At 66.3% G+C, this 18,932-nt stretch carries 15 protein-coding genes; 10 read left to right on the forward strand and 5 right to left on the reverse strand.

The genetic code is table 11. The features are described from left to right. Nucleotides 1-45 precede the first annotated feature (45 nt). From GA0071312_RS03970 to GA0071312_RS03985, 4 genes are all read right to left on the reverse strand, one after another. Nucleotides 46-807, reverse strand: a complete 762-nt coding sequence (locus tag GA0071312_RS03970; protein ID WP_083204382.1) for a DUF1223 domain-containing protein — start codon at nt 805-807, stop codon at nt 46-48. Nucleotides 808-946: 139 nt separating this feature from the next. Beyond that, nucleotides 947-2,872 carry a TRAP transporter permease gene (locus GA0071312_RS03975; protein WP_083204285.1) on the reverse strand — a complete coding sequence of 642 codons (1,926 nt, stop codon included), beginning with the start codon at nt 2,870-2,872 and terminating at the stop codon, nt 947-949. Between the two features lie 174 nt (nt 2,873-3,046). Next, complete coding sequence (locus GA0071312_RS03980) at nt 3,047-3,991, reverse strand: TAXI family TRAP transporter solute-binding subunit (protein ID WP_074443696.1); 945 nt, start codon at nt 3,989-3,991, stop codon at nt 3,047-3,049. Nucleotides 3,992-4,209: 218 nt separating this feature from the next. After that, complete coding sequence (locus tag GA0071312_RS03985) at nt 4,210-6,012, reverse strand: hybrid sensor histidine kinase/response regulator (RefSeq protein ID WP_074443697.1); 1,803 nt, start codon at nt 6,010-6,012, stop codon at nt 4,210-4,212. 135 nt (nt 6,013-6,147) lie between these two features. On the opposite strand from GA0071312_RS03985, the gene GA0071312_RS03990 reads away from it, so the two are divergent. Continuing rightward, complete coding sequence (locus tag GA0071312_RS03990; protein WP_131817701.1) at nt 6,148-9,711, forward strand: tetratricopeptide repeat protein; 3,564 nt, start codon at nt 6,148-6,150, stop codon at nt 9,709-9,711. Nucleotides 9,712-9,740: 29 nt separating this feature from the next. Here GA0071312_RS03990 and GA0071312_RS20455 read toward each other — a convergent pair whose 3' ends face one another. Next, nucleotides 9,741-9,875, reverse strand: coding sequence for a hypothetical protein (locus GA0071312_RS20455; protein ID WP_275261857.1), 135 nt, complete (start codon nt 9,873-9,875; stop codon nt 9,741-9,743). Between the two features lie 14 nt (nt 9,876-9,889). On the opposite strand from GA0071312_RS20455, the gene GA0071312_RS03995 reads away from it, so the two are divergent. The 9 genes from GA0071312_RS03995 to radC all read left to right on the forward strand — a co-directional run bounded on the left by GA0071312_RS03995 (nt 9,890) and on the right by radC (nt 18,925). Further along, nucleotides 9,890-10,171, forward strand: a complete 282-nt coding sequence (locus GA0071312_RS03995) for a hypothetical protein (protein ID WP_074443698.1) — start codon at nt 9,890-9,892, stop codon at nt 10,169-10,171. A 58-nt stretch (nt 10,172-10,229) separates the two neighbouring features. After that, the gene (locus GA0071312_RS04000; RefSeq protein WP_083204287.1) at nt 10,230-13,088 is read left to right on the forward strand and encodes a [protein-PII] uridylyltransferase; all 2,859 of its coding nucleotides are present in this window, start codon (nt 10,230-10,232) and stop codon (nt 13,086-13,088) included. 118 nt (nt 13,089-13,206) lie between these two features. Then, a complete protein-coding gene (grpE, locus tag GA0071312_RS04005) occupies nt 13,207-13,956 on the forward strand; it encodes a nucleotide exchange factor GrpE (RefSeq protein WP_083204288.1) in 750 nt (249 codons plus the stop codon). Next, on the forward strand, nt 13,934-14,395 hold the full coding sequence (locus GA0071312_RS04010; protein WP_074443699.1) for a hypothetical protein: 462 nt from the start codon (nt 13,934-13,936) through the stop codon (nt 14,393-14,395). The genes grpE and GA0071312_RS04010 overlap by 23 nt, the downstream gene beginning before the upstream one ends. A gap of 65 nt (nt 14,396-14,460) precedes the next feature. After that, a complete protein-coding gene (locus tag GA0071312_RS04015) occupies nt 14,461-15,372 on the forward strand; it encodes a glycosyltransferase family 2 protein (RefSeq protein WP_074443700.1) in 912 nt (303 codons plus the stop codon). Beyond that, nucleotides 15,332-16,270 (forward strand): phytoene/squalene synthase family protein, encoded by a 939-nt coding sequence (locus GA0071312_RS04020; protein WP_083204289.1) that lies wholly within the window; start codon nt 15,332-15,334, stop codon nt 16,268-16,270. Before GA0071312_RS04015 ends, GA0071312_RS04020 begins: the two co-directional genes overlap by 41 nt. A 116-nt stretch (nt 16,271-16,386) precedes the next feature. Further along, nucleotides 16,387-17,172, forward strand: coding sequence for a creatininase family protein (locus GA0071312_RS04025; protein ID WP_238947088.1), 786 nt, complete (start codon nt 16,387-16,389; stop codon nt 17,170-17,172). Nucleotides 17,173-17,315: 143 nt separating this feature from the next. Further along, a complete protein-coding gene (gene map / locus GA0071312_RS04030; protein WP_074443701.1) occupies nt 17,316-18,140 on the forward strand; it encodes a type I methionyl aminopeptidase in 825 nt (274 codons plus the stop codon). Between the two features lie 92 nt (nt 18,141-18,232). Continuing rightward, a complete protein-coding gene (radC, locus tag GA0071312_RS04035; RefSeq protein WP_074443702.1) occupies nt 18,233-18,925 on the forward strand; it encodes a RadC family protein in 693 nt (230 codons plus the stop codon). The last annotated feature ends 7 nt before the right edge of the window (nt 18,926-18,932 follow it).

The following is an 18,932-nucleotide window of genomic DNA, read 5'->3' on the forward strand; positions in this document are numbered from 1 at the left end:
ATGCTGCGTCAATTCAGCGCTTCCGGGCCGTCGCCACGGTGATGCTCAATGCGCGGCGAGAAGCCCGTCCCCGCGCGCTGCACCGAGGATTCGCCCCGGTACGGCGTCATCATGATGCTGCACCAGGACGACGAATCGACCCGTGGCATCGGCAAGCCGGGCGGATACCCGCATCGCGGTTCCATCCCATTCCGCGACGCGGCTCATCGCGCGCACGACGTTGCCGTAATGCGCCTCACGCCCCTTGTTTTCCCCGCGCTCGATAGCGACGCTGATCAGGGGCTCGACCTGCAGCAACCAGATCTCGCCGCCGGCGTCATGGTCGCCATGCAAGGCGATGGTGAGATCGCGCCCCTCGCGTGTCACGGAGACCGGCACCGGCAGCCGTGTCGCGTGGCGATCGGCGGCGGCCAGCGAGGCCGCGATGGCGCGCGGATCCGAGCCGATGCAGGCGTAGAGGCCGTTCACCACCATCTGCGGCGTGAAGACGCCGCGATCACCGCGTGTCTCGGCATAGGCGCGCTGGCGCTCGGAGAAAGCCGGCTGCGCGAGCGTATCCTCCCAGCCCAGATAATCCCAGTAATCGACATGCAGGGTCAGGGCGATCAGATCGGGGTCGCGCGCGAGTTCGATCAGTTTCGCATCCGCCGGCGGGCAGGCCGAACAGCCCTGGCTGGTGAAGAGTTCGATCACTGCGCGCGGGGTCTGGGCCTCCGTCGCGGCGGCGGCAAAGGCCGGGGCGGCGAGCGCCAGGAAAGCACCCGCCCGAAAACCGTTGCGCAGGATGCGCAGGACCGAATGCGACATGATCGGGAGCCGAAGGGATGCGGAGAACATGACGCCAGTTAAACGCAACCGGGCCGGATATGGAAATCACGTTGGCTTGAGCCGTGCGCCAGCCGGCTTCTCGCCGAAGTATCGCGCGGCAGCGGGGAGCGCCCGGGGATCACTCCCCGGGCTGTCTCTCCCGCGTCGCCGGCGCCACGGGTTGCGTTTCCGGCGCATCGATGAACGGGATTTCGGCCTCCCCGCGTTTCGGGCGCGCCAGCAGCAACTGGCTCGCGACCGTCAGGCCGACGAGGGATGCGCCGGCAATGTCGGTATAAAGCCCCGGATTGATCAGCACGAAGGCCGCTGCGAGCAGCAGCAGGCGTTCCCAGAAATGGGTATGGCCGAAGAAGAAGTAGTTGTGCAGCGCGGCGGCCAGACAGGTGACGCCGATCGTGGCCGTGATCACCGTTCCGAGAATGACCTGCCATTCGCCGATCATCAGCAGCGAGGGGCCGAAGACGAACATGAACGGGATGATGTAGCCTGTCAGGCCGAGCTTCACCGCCGCCCACGAGCTCTCCATCAGGCCGGCCCGTGAGATGCCGTTTGCCGCATAGACCGCCATGGCGACGGGCGGCGTGATGGCCGAGAGCACGGCGAAATACAGCACGAACAGATGCGCCGCCTCGACCTCCACGCCGAGCCGCACCAGCGCGGGAACGAGCAGGGCGACCTGGACGATATAGGCCGGCGTCGTCGGCAGGCCCATGCCCAGCACGATCCCGGCGAGCATGGTCAGGATCAGCGCCGGCAGCAGCAGGTTCTGCGAGGCCGCCATCACGACATTGGTGAAGGCGAGGCCGAGGCCGGTGAGCGTGATCGTGCCGATGACGATACCGGCGCAGGCACAGGCCAGCGCCACCACCAGCGTGTTGCGCGCACCCGCTTCCAGCGCCTCGATGATGGCCCTGGGCGTGAAGGTGTAGCGGGTGGTGGAGCGCAGCCAGGTGGTCGGAATCACCGAGCCGATGCCGCAAAGCGCGGCATAGGCGGCGGAATAGCCCGACAGCAGCACGCCGACGATGATGAACAGGGGCAGGAACAGATGCCCGCGCTCGCGAAGCACCTTGCCGAGTCGCGGCAGGTCAGGCTTGGGAATGCCCTTCAGGCCGATGCGCTTGGCCTCGAAATGCACCGCCATGAACACGGCGACGTAATACAGGATCGCCGGCAGGATGGCGAAGGCCGCCACGGTGAGATAGCTCGTACCGAGGAATTCCGCCATGACAAAAGCGGCGGCTCCCATGATCGGCGGCATCAGCTGTCCGCCGGTCGAGGCCACCGCTTCCACGGCGCCGGCGAAGGCCGGGCGATAGCCGGTCCGCCGCATCAGCGGAATCGTGAAGGTCCCGGTCGTCATCACATTGGCGACGGCACTGCCCGAGACGGTACCGAACAAGGACGAGGTGATGACCGCCACCTTTGCCGGGCCGCCGGAAGTGTGGCCCGCCAGCGCCAGGGCGAAATCCATGAAGAGCTGCCCGGCTCCGGAGCGCTCGACGAAGGCACCGAACAGGATGAACAGCATCACATAGGTGGCCGAGACATAAAGCGGGATGCCGAAAATGCCCTCGGTGGTCAGATAGAGCTGGTCGAGCATGATGCCGACGCTCTGGTTGCCCCAGGTCAGACCATAGAGCAGGAACAGCGCCGCCGTGACGGTCAGCGCGAGTCCCGTCGCCCGGCGCGCGGCCTCCATCACGACCAGGATCAGCGTGATGCCGAAAACATAGTCCAGCGCCGTCGGATCATCGACGTAATACATCCGCATGCGGATGTATTCGAGGTTGAACATCGGATAGAGCGACGCGGCTGCTGCAGCGACCAGCAGCGCCAGATCGAACAGATTGGGGCTCTTCGCCTTGCCGTCGCGTCCGGGCAGGATCAGGAAGGCCAGCGCCAGGGCGAAGGCGAGGTGCATGCCCCGCATCACATAGGCATCGGGGGCGCCAAAGAAGGCGACGTAGAGATGGAACACCGACATCGAGACCGCGACGATGGTGATCAGCCATCCGGTGAGCTTCTGCGGCAGATACAACATGGCCCCTCCTCCATCGCGGGGGCGCGCCGCATGCTGATAGGGCGCTTTGCCTCCTCGCGGATGCCAACGTTTCGGTTGTCACGAATGCTGCGCGTCAAGGGTGTGGCGCCCGGGACGCAAACCGCCGCCCCGATGAATCGCGGGCGGCGGCAGATATTCACGTCACGGGTGCGATCACATCGCGCCGTGTTCCTCGTAGTAACGCTCGGCGCCCGCATGCATCGGCACGCCGGTATCGGTCGCCATCACTTCGAGGCTGGTATCGGCCATCACGCGCACGATGGAGGTGAGGTCCTCCATGTTCTCGTGCATGCCCTCGACCAGATTGTAGACCACGTCCTCGTCGAGATCGCAGCGCGCGATGATGTGCGTGGCATAGCCCACCGCCTGCACGTCCTCGTCCTGGCCCGGATAGCTGCCGGCCGGAATCGTCAGCTTGGTGTAGCCCGGATTAAGCTCGCGCATGGCCTCGAACGTGTCATCCGGCATGTTGACCAGCTTGATGTCGCGCGAGGAGGCCAGATCCATCACGGCGGAAGCCGGAACGGTGGTGCCGAGCGTGAAGACCTCGGCATTGTTGTCGCGCATCAGCGAGACGGCATCGGTGTAGGAGACGTGGCTCACACGGTCGAGATCGTCATAAGTCAGGCCGGCGACTTCCAGCGCCTGCGCCGTCACGAACTCGGCCGTGTTGCCGCGCGGCTGGATCGCCACGGACTTGCCCTCGAAATCGGCGATCGAATCGATGCCGGCATCGGCGAGCGCCACGATCTGGAAATACTGCGGATACAGGGTCGCGACGTTGCAGACGTTCTCCTGGGGATTTTCGAACGGCGCGCGACCGGCAAGGCCATCGACCGTGGAGATCGAGTTGCCGAAGCCGATATCGGCCTTGCCTTCGGAAACGGCGCGGACATTGGCAACGCCGGCACCCGGCAGAACCTGAAGGTTGACGCCGTATTCGCCCATGATGTTGGCGAATGCGCCACCGAGCGGATACCAGGAGCCGCCCTGCGGGCCGGTCATGATACGTGCTTGCTGCGCCTGCGCAGCCGGAGCAGCGAGAATGGCGAGGCTGACGCCTGCGGCGAGCGCGGCGAGTTTCATCTTGCTGGACATGCGTGTCCCTCCTGAACGGGTTTCCTCGAAGCGAAAGTCGTCGGTTCAAATGCCGACGTGTTTTCCGAAGCGATTCCTCCCATGTTCCGCAACGGAAGAGCAAGAATCGACTTCGTGTAACTTCGCCAAAGGTATAAGGGACGCAGCGCGAAAACTCCGCAACCGACACAGGATTGCGAAAATTCCTTTGCGTAACTTCTTGATGGTTCGCAGAAGGATCAGGCGGCGGGCAGACGCAATGTCATGCGCGTGCCGGCGCCGGCGACGCTGGCGATCTCGAGCGTACCGCCGGCATGTTCGGCGAAAGCGCGGGCGGTCGCGAGGCCGAGCCCCGTACCCTCACCGACCGGTTTCGTGGTGAAGAACGGCTCGCCGGCACGTGCAAGCGTCGCTTCGTCCATCCCCGTCCCTGCATCGGTGACGGCGATGGCGATGATGCGTGCTGCCGTGTCGGCGCCCTCCGCAGCGGCGGCTTCGGGAGTCTCATGCTGCGCCGTGATCCGGATGGGGCCGCCATCGGGCATGGCGTCGCGGGCATTGAGCACGAGATTGACCAGGGCGGTCTCGAATTCGGCCCGGTCGCCCGTCACCTGAGGCAGATCGGCGCCGGATTCGCAGATCAGGCGATGGGCCGGGCCGATCGTGCGTTCGAGCAGATCGCAGGTTTCAGCCAGGGCTGCGGCGACGTCGAAACGCGCCGTCGGCATCTGGTCGCGCCGCGCGAAGGCGAGCATGCGTTCGATCAGACGCGCACCGCGCTCGGCCGAAGCGTCGATCATGCCGGCAATGCGGCGGACCTCGTCCGGATCGTCCGCGCGCTTGGCCACACGCGATGCACCACCGCGCATCGCCTGGACGATGTTCTTGAAATCATGGGCAACACCGCCGACGATCCGTCCGAGCGCATCGACGCGCTGGGCATGGGCGAGCCGGCTCTCGGCCTCGGCGCGCCGCTCGGCCTCGAACCGGGCATCGGCGAGTGCCACCCGCTCGCGCCGCGCGGCCCGCTGGATCCGCGCCGTCAGCACCAGCAGCGCCATGGCCGCGATCCAGGCGATGGCGGCATGCGCCACGAGTTCGCGCAGCCATGCCGCACGCATCGTCTGCCGGCTCATGCCGTAGACCACGTAGAGGGGATAGCCGGTTACCTTGCGGTAAGCATACAGCCGGCGGTTGCCGTCATGCGTCGAGACGGCATCGATCAGACCCTGATCCGGGTTCTCCGCCAGGGCCGCCCCAACGACCTCCTCCGCCGGCAGGCGCCACGATCCATCCCGCTCGCCCGGATTGCCTCCGGCGTCACGGGTTGCGTCTCCGGAGGGAATCCGGGCGAGCACGGCGCCGCCACTGCGCACCAGGGCCGCCGCGTCCGCGTCGCTCTCGCGCACTGCGCGGTAGAAATCCTCGAAATAATCAGGCGCGAACGAGGCCACGATCCATCCGCCCGCCTCGGGTGCGCGGCTGCGGGCACGGCTGACGGGAAAGACCCTTTCTCCGCGCGGACGCGCGGTGACGGTCTCGCCGATATAGACCCGGTCGCCATGATGGGCTTCGGGCCGGGTATAGTCGCGGTCGCTGGCATCGATGGGAGTCAGGGGGAATTCCGCGCTGCCGGCCACGATCCTGCGGTCGGGCGAGACCAGCACGATGCCGCCCGATGGCGGCGAGCGCCGGTTGAGCGTGGCGAGGAGGGCATGCAGCCGCCGTGATTCCGCGATGCTCTCCCAATCGCTTTGGCCCATGCCGTAATCGATGGCTTCGAGAATCGCCTCCTGGGTATCGAGGCTGCGCAGGACGTGCTCATGCATCATGTCGACCATGCGCTGCACCCTGTCGCGCGCTGCGGTCTCGACGCCGTGCCAGCTCCACCAGGCGGCGAGGCCGAGGACCAGCAAAGGCAGCAGCACCGAAGCCGCCCACAGGGCGGCGAAAGGTGCGCGCGATCGCAGATCGGCCCGGGCGGCTTGCCGGATCGTCTCTTCTTGCCCGGCGCCGTCGGCGCCTTCGGGTTTGCCGTTCATGCCATCTGGATAGCGGCTCGCACGGGGCCGCGCAATCGCGGACCGGGTTAAGGCCCCGTTAGCCGCGTTGCGCTAGAAAGAAGCGACCGTACGGGATCCATACGGTGAGCGTGCCCTGCGTAACGGGATATGTCGATGCGTCTGTTCCCCGGGCTTCCCGCGCATTGCGCGATCGGGAAAGCCGGACCGATCCGGGCTTGCCGCGCCGCGATTGTCATGATGATCGCGTGCTGCGGGCTCGTGCTCGCCGCCGTCATGGGCGCGCCGGGCCTTGCCATGGCCGAAGAGCCGGGCGAGGTCAGTGTGCGCGGCCAGCAGGATGAGGGCTTCGGACGCATTCAGCTGCAATTCGGCGAGCCGGTCCGGGTCGAAGCACGCGCCGCCAACGGTGTCATGGTGATCGCCTTCGAGGAACCCACCGTCATCCGCAGCGAGCGGCTGGCGCAACAGATGCCCGCCTATGTTTCCGTCGTGCGCCATGATCCGGACGGAACGGGCATGCGCATGGCGCTCACCCAGAATTTCAACGTCAACGTGATTCATGCCGGGGAGCTCGTCTTCGTCGACATCCTGCCCGAGCGCTGGAGCGGCATGATGCCGGGTTTGCCCCCGGAAGTCGTTGCCGATCTGGCCCGGCGCGCCCGCGCCGCCGAAGCGCTCATCGCGGAAGAGCGTGAGCGGCAGGAGGAAGTTCCGATCCGCCCGCTGCCCGTGCGGGTGGCAGAACTGCCGACACTGACCCGGCTTGTCTTCGAGCCGCCGGTTCCCACGGCCATCAGCCGCCGGGTCGAGGAGGACGTGTTCGAGCTTCGCTTCGGCGACCCCTTCCGCCTCGAGGCCGAGCGCCCGCTCGCCGCCATACCCGGCATCGACGCTTATGAAGAGAGTGATCCCGACGGCAATCTGACGGTCCGTCTTTTGCTCGAACGGGGCTTCGATGCACGCGGCTTCCACGAGGATGACAGTTATATCGTTGATATTGAACCGCGCGAAGGTTTCGAGGAGGTCGTCGCGTCCGATCTGCCGGCCCTTCCGGCGTCATCCCCCGATGATGAACTCCCCGGCGCGGATCGCCGCGCCGGGATGCCGGACCCGATCGATCCGGAACCGGATGATGCGGGTGATGACGCCCCGGTTGCGGCGGATGTCGAAGATCCCGCACCCGCGTCATCGGTCACCAGCATCGAGCAGCTGATCCGCGAGCAGCTTCCCGAGCCCGAGAGCGGCGAGACCGAGGATGCGCGGGGGCGCTTCCTGCCCGGCCCGGATGACGGCGTTCCCGAATCATTGCGGCTCGATTTCGATTTCGGCGAGGCTGTCCCTGCCGCAGCTTTCACCCATGGCGGCATTCTGCGGGTGATCTTCGACAGCCGCAAGCCGCTCGCGCTCGATCCGCAACCGGAAGCGAGCGAGGCCGTGGCACGGCTTGACGGGATCCTGCGCGAGGGGCGTTTCGTCACTGTGCGCTTTGCGCTCCCGGAGCCGCGGCTGGCCCATCTGACACCGCATGATCGGGGCTGGACGCTCGGTATCGACGCCGATCCCGACCGCGCCGCGATGCCTGTGACAGTGCGTCCCGATATCGACGATTCCGGGCGTCATGTCGTCGCCGTTGATCTGCCGGAGGTTTCCGCGGTGCACTGGATCGACGCACCGGAGACCGGGATGCGCATCGCCGTTGCCACTGCGGCAGGGGAGCCGCGCAATCTGCCGCGCGATCAGCGCTTTCTCGAATTTCAGCTGCTCCAGACCGTGCAGGGCGCGGCCGTCGCGGCCATTGCGGATGATTTGCGCGTCAGGGTGCGCGATGACGAGGTCGTCGTATCGCGGCCGCGCGATCTGCTGATCAGCGGTACATCGCCCGCAGCGGGAGAGGCCGCCCCGGGCGAGATCTCGGGAGAAGCCGTTTTCGAAGCGGGTCCGTGGCGTGATGCCCGCGGCGGCGCGGTACGCCAGCGCCTGCACGAACAGATGGAGGCCGTGATCGAGGCCCGCCCGTCGCAACGCGGCGATGCCCGTCTCGATGTCGCGCGTTTCATGCTGGCCAACGGCCTCGCCACGGAAGCCGCAGGCGTCCTCGACGTCGTCGCCCAGGACGAGCCCGACCGCAGGACGGAAAGACGCTGGCTGCTCCTCAAGGCCGCTGCGGCCATGGCGATGGAGCGTCTCGATGAAGCGCGCGCGCTTCTCTCGCATCCCGAACACGACAGTGATCGCGAAATCCTGCTCTGGCGGGCCTGGCTCGATGCCCGCGAAGGCCGCGCGCAGCAGGCGATCGCCGGTTTCCGACACGGGCGGCCATTGCTGGAGGCCTATCCCGACGATCTTCAGGGCGCCATGCGCCTCAGCCTTGCCGAGAGCGCGCTCGCAGAGGGTGAAATCAACCTGGCACGCCGTGAGGCGACGGCGCTGGCTCAATTGGCCCCCGGCTCCGTTGAGCCGGATGCGCTGCATCTGCTCGAAGCCCGGATCGACATCGCCATCGGCCAGCCGGAACAGGCACTCGCCAATCTGGCCCGCCTCGCCGAAGAAGCCGCGCGCCCCTATGCCGCGCAGGCGGAATTGCTGCGTCTCGAGCATGGCCTGGCACGCGGCGCGGTCGATACCGACGAGGCCATCGCGGCACTGGAGCGTCTCATCGTCTCCTGGCGCGGTGACGAGGTGGAGGTCCGCACCCTCGGCCTGCTCGGGCAGCTCTATGCCGAGGAAGGGCGCTGGCGTGATGCCTTCGTCGCTGCACGCAATGCCGGCGCCTTCTTTCCCGACCATCCGGTTTCGCGGGAATTGCACGATGAGACAGCGCGCATCTTCGACGAGATCTTTCTCGGCGGGCGCGACGAAGCGCTCGACCAGGTCGAGGCCGTGGCCCTGTTCTTCGATTTCCGCGAATTCCTGCCGATCGGAAGACGTGGCGACGAGATCGTGCGCCAGCTTTCCAACCGGCTGGTCGAGCTCGACCTCATCGACAAGGCCACGGAATTGCTGCGGCATCAGGTCGATAACCGCCTTGACGGTTCGGCACGCGCCACGGTCGCGGCGCGTCTCGCCACGCTCTATCTGATGGAGGGCGAACCGCTGGCCGCACGCGAGGTGCTGGCGGAGACGCGCTTGCCGGAACTGCCGGAATCGATTCGCCAGGCCCGCATCCTGCTCGAAGCGCGGGCACTGTCGGATCTCTCGCGCACGGATCTCGCCCTCGAAATCCTTGCCGATACCGAAGGGCCGGAGGTCGACCGCCTGCGCGCGGACATCCTCTGGACGGCGCAGCGCTGGCGCGATGCCGGCGAGGCGCATGAAGCGCTGGCCGGTCGGCGCTGGCAGGATGGGGACGAACTCAGCCGGCGCGAGCGCACGGACATCCTGCGCGCCGCGATCGCCTATACGCTCGCCGACGAGGCGATCGCCCTCGACCGGCTGCGCGCGAAATTCCTCGATCAGATGATGGCTTCGGAGGATGCCGACGCGTTCGCCGTGGCCTCGGCTCCCGATTCCCTCGACACCGAGGCCTTTCGGACCCTGGCGACGCGCGTCACATCGAGCGATACCCTGTTCGACTTCCTCGAAGAATACCGCAAGCGTTTCCCCGAAACCGCGCTGCCGTCACGCCCGGGCGACGCCACGGGCGTGACCGGAAGCCCGGTCCCGGAAGATGAGCAGGCGCGGCTGAGCCCGGGCGCGGCGCCCGCAGATCGCGGCTGACGCACGTGCGGCAGCAATCCAGTTTATCATCATTCTAATTCTAAATTGCTGATATTGCTGATATTTTTCTTGACGCGGCTGTCGCTGGCGGCAATGCTGATCCATCTTCCGTCATCATCGCAACGCGGGCCTTGAACCCGCTGCTTGAGGTAGCGACGTGTCATTGAACGATCCGAGCGTGGACTCTTCCTGCGTCTCGCATGATGGTCCCTCCGAAGACCGTCATCGCGACGACGACTCATCCGGTCTGCAACCGCATGCGGAGCGCTCTGCCTTGTTGCGGGCGCTGGCCCATCGCGACGAATGCCTTGCCCGAAAACGCAATTATGCCGGTCGCAGCCTGCATGTCCGGCGCAAGCTCGATGCCGCCCTGCGCGCCGCGGAATCGGATGTCGCAATTCTGCGCTACGCGCTCGGTGAAGCTGTTGATGGCACGCGGGCGCAAGGCGGTTCACGCTAGAGCGGCAGCGGGGCGAAATCGCCGATGCGTCCTGCCGCAAAATCCTTTATGAAGGGGTATGGTCCGCGATCGCCTCGATTCCCTCCTCGTCACACTCGAAGCCGAACACCGGAAGAAGCCGTTCGGTGATGCGGGTGCGTTGCGCGCGCGTGTCGTGCCCGAGCTGCGCGCGCTTCTCGCCGATGGCCGCCGCCATGCCCAGGAGCGGCTCTTCGCCGAGGGTGACGGGCTTGCCTGTGCGCGGCGCCTGTCACGGCAGATGGATGCGGTGGTCGAAACGATCTACGAGATCGTCAACCGCATTCTCTATCCGGTCGAGAATCCCTCGACCAGCGAACATCTTTCGATCGTCGCCACCGGCGGGTACGGGCGCGGCGCGCTGGCGCCGGGATCGGATGTCGATCTGCTCTTCCTGCTGCCCTACAAGCAGACCGCCTGGGGCGAGAGCATGGTCGAGGCGATGCTCTACATCCTCTGGGATCTGCGGCTGAAGGTCGGTCACGCCACCCGTTCCGTCGACGAATGCCTGCGCGAGGGGCGCAGCGATTTCACCATCCGCACCGCGCTGCTCGAAACCCGTCACCTTGCCGGCGATGCGGGGCTCTACAGCGCGCTGAAACAGCGCTTCGATGCCGAGCTCGTCGAGGGATCTGCGGCGGAATTCGTCGAGGCGAAGCTGCGCGAACGTGACGCGCGGGTGCGCAAGGCCGGCGCCTCGCGCTATCTGGTGGAGCCCAACGTCAAGGACGGCAAGGGCGGCCTGCGCGATCTGAACACGCTGTTCTGGATCGGCAAATACGTCTACCAGGTCGAGGATGTGAAGGCGCTGGTCGGCGCAGGGCTGTTCACCGCGCAGGAATTGCGGCTGTTCCAGCGCTGCGAGGAGTTTCTCTGGCGGGTGCGCTGCCATCTGCATTTCGAGACCGGGCGCGCCGAGGAGCGCTTGAGCTTCGATCTGCAACGGATCATTGCCGAGCGTCTCGGTTTCTCCGAGCGTGGCGGCCTCTCCGCCGTCGAGCGCTTCATGAAGGCGTATTTCCTCATCGCCAAGGATGTCGGCGATCTCACCGCGATCGTCTGCGCGGCGATGGAGGCGCGCCAGGCCAAGCGGATACCGATGCTCGATCGCTTCATCGGCAGTCTGGGCGGCCTGCGCGGCGCAACACGGCGACGCCGCGCGATCGGCCCCTTCGTGGTCGAGAACAACCGCCTGAGCGTGCGCGATGAAGAGACCTTCAGGAGTGATCCGGTCAATCTGATCGCGCTGTTTCGCGAGGCCGACCGGCATGATCTGGCGATCCATCCGGATGCCTCGCGGCTTGCCACGCGCTCGCTCAAGCTGATCACGCCCAACCTGCGCCGGGATGTGCGCGCCAATGCGCTGTTTCTCGATATCCTGACCTCGCACAACAAGCCCGAAAGCGTGTTGCGGCGCATGAACGAGACCGGCGTGCTGGGCCGTTTCATCCCCGATTTCGGGCGGATCGTGGCGATGATGCAGTTCAACATGTATCACCATTATACGGTGGACGAGCATCTCATCCGCGCGATCGGCCATCTCGCCGCCCTCGAAGCGGGGCGGCTGGGCGACACCCATCCGCTCTCCGATCGGATCATCCATACGATCAGCCACCGCCGGGCGCTCTATATCGCCCTGTTCCTGCACGACATTGCCAAGGGGCGAGAGGAGGATCACTCCATCGTCGGTGCCCGCATCGCGCGCAAGCTGGGGCCACGCCTGGGCCTGACGCGGGCCGAGACCGATACGGTGGCCTGGCTGGTGGAGCATCACCTTCTGATGTCGACCATCGCCCAGAGCCGCGATCTCTCGGATCCGCGCACGATCGCGGATTTCGCCGGCGTGGTGCAGACGATGGAGCGGCTCAAGCTGCTCCTGCTGCTCACCGTCGCCGACATTTCCGCCGTCGGGCCCGGCGTCTGGACCGGCTGGAAGGGCGAGCTTCTGCGCACGCTCTACAGTGAGACCGAGCTCGTTCTGGGCGGCGGCGATGCCGATCTGGCGCGACCGGCGCGCATCGACCAGGCCAGGGCGCGGTTGCGCGCGCAATTGCCGGAATGGAGCGATGCCGAATTCGCTGCCTATGCCGAGCGGCATTATCCGGGCTACTGGCTCAAGGCCGACGAGCGCTTTCGCGAGCGCCATGCCCGCTTCATGCGCGAGGCCGACGCGGCGGGTCAGAGCGTCGCCACGGGATTCGAAACCGACGGCTTTCGCGGGGTGACCGAGATCACCGTGGTCTCACCGGACCATCCGCGCCTGCTCGCCATCGTCACCGGCGCCTGTGCCGCCGCCGGCGGCAACATCGTCGATGCCCAGATCTTCACCACGGTGGATGGTATGGCGCTCGATACGATCTTCCTGTCGCGGGCGTTTGATCGGGACGAGGATGAATTGCGCCGTGCCGAGAAGGTTGCCGGCTCGATCGAGCGCGCGCTCAAGGGCGAGGTGAAGATCGCCGATCTCGTCGATGGCCGGCGCCAGCCGCGCGAGCGCACGAAGCCCTTCGTGGTGATCCCGGAAATCGTGCTCGACAACACCGCATCGGGCCGTTTCACGGTGATCGAGGTGACCGGGCTCGACCGGGCCGGCCTGCTCTACGATCTGACCACGGCATTGGGGCGGCTCAATCTGAATATCGCCTCGGCCCATATCGCCACCTTCGGTGAAAAGGTCGTCGACGTTTTCTACGTGACCGATCTCACCGGCGGCAAGATCATCCGCCCCGCCCGTCAGAACGCCATCCGCAAGGCCCTCCAGGACGTGATCCAGGGAGCCTCTGCGGGCGAACGCAAAGCTGAGGGCAAGGCTGAGGGCAAGGCCGAAAGCAAGGCCGACGGCAAAAGCGCAGCCCCCGGCGGCACCAATGCGGCGCGCGGGGCGCGACGCAGTGCTTGATTTCGGCCCCCGGCGCCATGATATCAGGCGCAACGATGCCAAACCGCCGCATCAGCGGCCCGTGAACCGCCGTTGACGCGGCCCATGCCTTTCGAGAGCGAGTGATTACGGACGAGCCATGACAGACAGCCATCCGAAAGACCCCAACCACAATCCCCAATCCGGCAATGCCGATCCCGCGAATGGCGGCCCTGCTCCGCGCCATCAGGAAGCCGGGGCCGCTTTCGCCAGCCAGGCCTATGCCGCAGCCGCCCAGGAGGGCGCCCAGGAGGGTACCCGGCAGGACGAGGGTCATGGCGCGACGGCCCCTCGCGCCGGCGGGGTCGATGACGCGGCTCCCGGCACTGACGCCCTCGCCGCCGCCGAAGCCGAGAAGGCCGAGATGAAGGACAAGCTCCTGCGCACCCTGGCCGACATGGAAAACCTGCGTCGGCGCACGGAAAAGGAAGTCGCCGATGCGCGTGCCTATGCGGTGACGGCCTTTGCCCGCGATATGCTCACGGTGGCCGACAACATTCATCGCGCCCTTGACGCCGTGCCTGCGGAAGCCCGCGTGCAAATGGATGATGCGCTCAAGGCGCTGATCGAGGGGATCGAGCTCACCGAGCGCGATCTGATGAAGAGCATGGAGCGCCACGGTGTGCGCAAGCTCTCACCCGAAGGCGGGAAATTCGATCCCAACCTGCATCAGGCCATGTTCGAGGTGCCGGATCCCAGCGTGCCGAGCGGTCAGGTCGTGCAGGTGGTCCAGGACGGCTATGTGATCGGTGAGCGCGTGTTGCGCCCGGCCATGGTCGGCGTCGCCAAAGGCGGGCCGAAGCCGGCTCCGGCCGGGCACGGGAACGGTGGATCCGACAGCGCGGCCTGAGGGCCGCGCCCCGCGCGCGCGCCGAAAGGCGGCCTGCTTCGTCGCCGGCAGCGCCCTGCTCGCAGCCTCTCTCGTGCTGCCGGGATGTACGCCCCGGATTGATGAGGAGCAGGCGCGGCTGTGCCGGATGACGCTGCCGGCGCTCAATCCGGACGGGGCCGATATCCGCATCACGCGTCTCGTTCCCGCGCGCGACGGCCCGGGTATCCGGATCGACTATACCGTCACCCCGAGCGCCGAAATCGGTATCCGCAGCCGCGCGGGACCGCAGCGCGCCTGGGTGATCTGCCGGTTCGATCCGGTCCCGTTCTCGACGAGCGCGCCGCGTCTTGCGGCGATCGAGACGCAGAACGGCCCCGTCACTGGTGCTTCGGTTTATCTGATGCAGCGTTTCTGGCTGCGTACGCCCGAGGCGGCAACCGCCGATCCCGGTCGTTGACCGCGTGGTCGCAAACGCTTATCCGGGGAACTGATCCGGCGCGTGTGGCGCCACCGGGAGTCGTGATGAACCAGGATCCGGACAAGGTCCCGGCAAAAGAGCAGGTCCCGGCAGGGGAGCAGGTCCCGGCGGCGCGGCGCCGCCTGCCTGTCAGCTGCACCATCATCGCCTGCGACGAAGCCGACCGGATCGGGCGTTGCATCGAATCGGTGCGCGATCTCGTCGACGATGTCGTCGTCGTGGATTCCGGCTCGCGCGACGATACGGTTGCGGTGGCCGAGGCGCATGGTGCACGGGTGATCTTCAATGCATGGCCGGGCTACGGTCCCCAGAAGCGCTTCGCGGAAGATGCGGCGCGGCACGCCTGGATTCTCTCCCTTGATGCCGATGAATGGCTGCCGCGCGAAGCCCGTGAGGAGATCGCAGCGCTCTTCGCGCAGGGGGAGCCCGCTCTGGCGGGTTTCCGGTTTCGCATTCCCACCGTCTATCCGGGCCGCGCGCGACCGCGCCCCTTCGCTGGCTATCATGCGCATGTGCGGCTGTATGACAGGCGCCGCGTGCGCATTCCGGCATCGCTCGTGCACGATGCGATCACCTTCGATCCTGCGACGATGCGCCTGGCAAAGCATCCGATCCACCATGAGAGTATCCGCTCGCTGGCCCATCTCGTGGAAAAGAACATCGCCTATTTCCATCTGCAGGCTGTGGAGATGCGGCGTTCGAAGCTGACCACCCTGCCCCGCCTGCTGGTGGAGCCGGTTGCCGTATTCGCGAAGTATTATTTCCTGCGGCGTCATGTCACCGGGGGCTTGTTCGGCCTGCGCTACGCCCTCACCGTTGCTTATATTCGCAGCTATCGCCTTGCCGTGCTCGCCGGTTTCTTTCATGCCCGAACCGAGGCGACACGGCTGGGGCTTGAAGCGGGGCGCGGGGCGGATGCCGCGCAGCCCCCTGCGCAATCGCGTGCGACGGAGTAGACGACAGGTGGACGCGGATTCGTCAAGGTCTGGATTCGACGCTTTCGCCCATTGCGAGAGCCTGGTGCGTGACGGCGATCCGGATCGCTATTTCGCGACCCTCTTCGCCGATGCGACGGCCCGCCCGCATCTCTTCGCTCTCTACGCCTTCACCCTCGAGATCGCGCGGGTGCGCGATGCGGTGAGCCAGGCGCTTGCCGGCGAGATCCGGCTGCAATGGTGGCGCGATGCGCTCGCGCCGGAAGCGGCGACCGGCGCGCTGAGCGGCGATGTGCGCGCCAATCCCGTCGCTGCGGCGCTGCTCGACACGATCGCCCGGTTCAATCTGCCGTTGCAACCACTGCTCGATCTGATCGATGCGCGGCTGAATGATCTCTATGACGATCCGTTTGCGGATCTGAACCAGCTCGAGGGCTATTGCGGCGAGACCTTCAGCGCGCCACTGCGCCTCGCCGGGCTGATCCTCACCGATGGCGCCGATGCGGGCGATGCCGATGCCGCCGGTCATGCCGGTGTGGCGCTGGGCATGACGGCGCTGATGCGTGCCTTTCCCGTGCATGCAAGGCGCGGTCAGCTGATGCTGCCGCCTCTGGATGTCCTGGGAGAGCAGGGCCTCACCCGCGGCGATATCGTCGCCGGGCGTGCGGATTCGCGGAAACTCGCCGCCGCCATGGCGCGGATGCGCGACCAGATCCGCCGCCATCGCGACGCGGCGCAGACGGCTCTGTCCGCCTGCGATCCGCGCATCGGGCCGCTCTATCTGCCGCTCGCGCTGATACCGCTCTATCTCGATCGCATGGAGCGCGGCGATTACGCGCCCTACGAGACCCGCGTGGAAGTGCCGCGCTGGCGCCGGCTCTGGCATCTGTGGCGGCAGGCGCGCAAGGGCTGGCGCTGATCCGGTGCGGCGCATGGCGGATGTGCGCAGACGCACAGGCTGCAAATCCGGCAAGCGGAATTGTCTGGCTCTCCATCCCATGCTTGGTTCGATCCGTGATCAGCGGAGGACGGGCGATGGCGGATGATCCGACAATGCTGCCGGAGACAGCCTGGGAACGGCTTCGGGCGGAGGAGATCAATGCCCGCGCGGGTGACGATGCGATCGTTTTCCTCCCCGTGGCCTCGACCGAGCAACACGGCCCGCATCTTGCCACGGGGGTTGATACCCTGCTGTGTACGGCGGTTTGCGACCGCGCCGCCGGCCTGCTGCTGGCGCGGAGAGAGGCCTGTATTCGCGCCCCGGCCATGCCTGTGGGGCTGGCCGCGCATCACATGCCCTTCGGCGGGTCGCTGACCCTCTCGCTTGCGACCTGGCACGCGCTTTTGCAGGATATGTGTCGCGCCATCGCGGATGCCGGATTTTCGCGCATCGTGATCGTCAACGGCCATGGCGGCAATGCCAGCGCGTTGAATGCCCTTTCCGGGGAATTGTCCCGAGCGGTTCCCGCGCGCATCGCCGTGACCACCTATTTCGGTCTCGCCCAGGACGAATTTGCCGCGATCCTGGAGGATCAGCGCGGTGTCCTGCATGCGGGCGAGGCGGAAACCTCGATGATGCTGGCTCTCGCTGAAGATCTCGTCAGGGACGATGCGCTGCCGGGCGCCTACGGCCCGCCGGCGCAGGATGCGGCATCGGTGCTCGGCGCGCCGATGTATCGCTGGCGTGACTTCACCGCGCTGACGCGCACGGGCGTCATCGGCGATGCCAGGCATGCAACTGCCGGAAAGGGCGAGAAGCTGATCACGGCTGCGGCGCGGGCGCTCGCGGGCATGGCCAGCGATCAGGCGCTGTGGGCGTAAGCACCGCTGTCGGAACCGGATGCCGTCCCGGCGCGCCCGGCACACCGCATCCAGCCGATATTGCATCCCCGACAATGACCGCAACAACCTTGAATCCCACGCCGGAGTGGCTATGGTCCCTCGTGAACCAGCCGTGAGCCGCCATGACCATCGACGAAACCACCGAACTCGACACCGCAACCCGCAAGGTCCCCCTGCACGGGCCCGAGGCCTTCGAGGGGATGCGCCGGGCCGGTAATCTCACCGCGCAGGCGCTTGATCTCGTGGCGGAGATGATTCGCCCCGGCGTCACCACCGAGGCGATCGACGCGCTGGTCTTCGACTTCGCCATGGATCATGGCGCCTATCCGGCAACCTTGCTCTATCGCGGCTATCCGAAATCGAGCTGCACCTCGATCAACCATGTGGTCTGCCACGGCATTCCCAATGAGAAACCCCTGCGCGAGGGTGATATCGTCAATGTCGACATCACCCTGATCGTGGATGGCTGGCACGGTGATTCGAGCCGCATGTATTTCGTCGGGGATGTCTCGCGCAAGGCGCAGCGGCTGTGCGACATCACCCATGAATGCCTGATGCGCGGCATCGCCGCCGTGAAGCCCGGCGCCACCACCAACGATATCGGCGCGGCGATCCAGGCCTATGCCGAGGGCGAGCGCTGTTCGGTGGTGCGCGATTTCTGCGGTCACGGGCTCGGGCGCGTCTTCCACGATGCGCCCACGATCCTGCATTTCGTCGAGCCCAATTACGAAGTGAAACTCGCGCCGGGCATGATCTTCACCATCGAGCCGATGATCAATCTCGGCCGCCCGCATGTGAAGGTGCTCGGCGACGGCTGGACGGCGGTGACACGCGATCGCGCGCTCTCGGCCCAGTTCGAGCATTCCATCGGCGTGACGGAGACGGGCTGCGAGATCTTCACGCTCTCGCCCAAGGGCTACGACAAGCCGCCCTATCAGATTGCATGATTTTGCATTTTGCAATCTTGACGCTTTCGCAACCGGAATCCGGCGCCTAGAATAGGCGCGAGAATCACGCTTGCGCGCCGGAGTTCGCCACCATGTCCGCCCTCGAGGACGAGACGCCGCATTATTACGGCCATCGTGATCGTCTGCGCGCGCGATTCGGCGAAGTGGGCGGCGATGCGCTGCCCGATTACGAATTGCTCGAACTGGTGCTGTTCCGCTCGATCCCGCGCCGCGACGTCAAGCCGCTGGCCAAGGAGCTGATCCGCCGCTTCGGCGGCTTCGCCGAGACGATCACCGCCTCGCGCAAACGGCTCGGCGAGATCCCCGGCCTCGGTGAGGCGACGATCACCGATTTCAAGATCATCGAGGCCTCGGCCCGGCGTCTGGCCAAGGGTGCCGTGGCCAAACGCCCGGTCCTGTCCTCATGGAGCGCGGTGATCACCTATTGCCGCACGGCGATGGCCTTTGCCGAGAAGGAGCAATTGCGCCTGCTCTTCCTCGACAAGCGCAATGCGCTGATCGCCGACGAGGTGCAGCAATCGGGCACCGTCGATCACACGCCCGTCTATACCCGTGAGGTGGTCAAGCGTGCCCTCGAGCTCTCGGCCACGGCGATCATTCTCGTGCATAACCACCCCTCCGGCGATCCGACGCCGTCTCAGGCGGATATCCGCATGACGAAAGAGATCGCCGATGTCGCCAAACCGCTCGGCATCGCCGTCCACGACCACATCATCGTGGGCCGCGAGGGGCATGTCAGCCTCAAGGGGCTGAAGCTGTTCTGACAGCCTT

Source organism: Saliniramus fredricksonii (assembly GCF_900094735.1).
Classification (GTDB): Bacteria; Pseudomonadota; Alphaproteobacteria; order Rhizobiales; family Beijerinckiaceae; genus Saliniramus; species Saliniramus fredricksonii.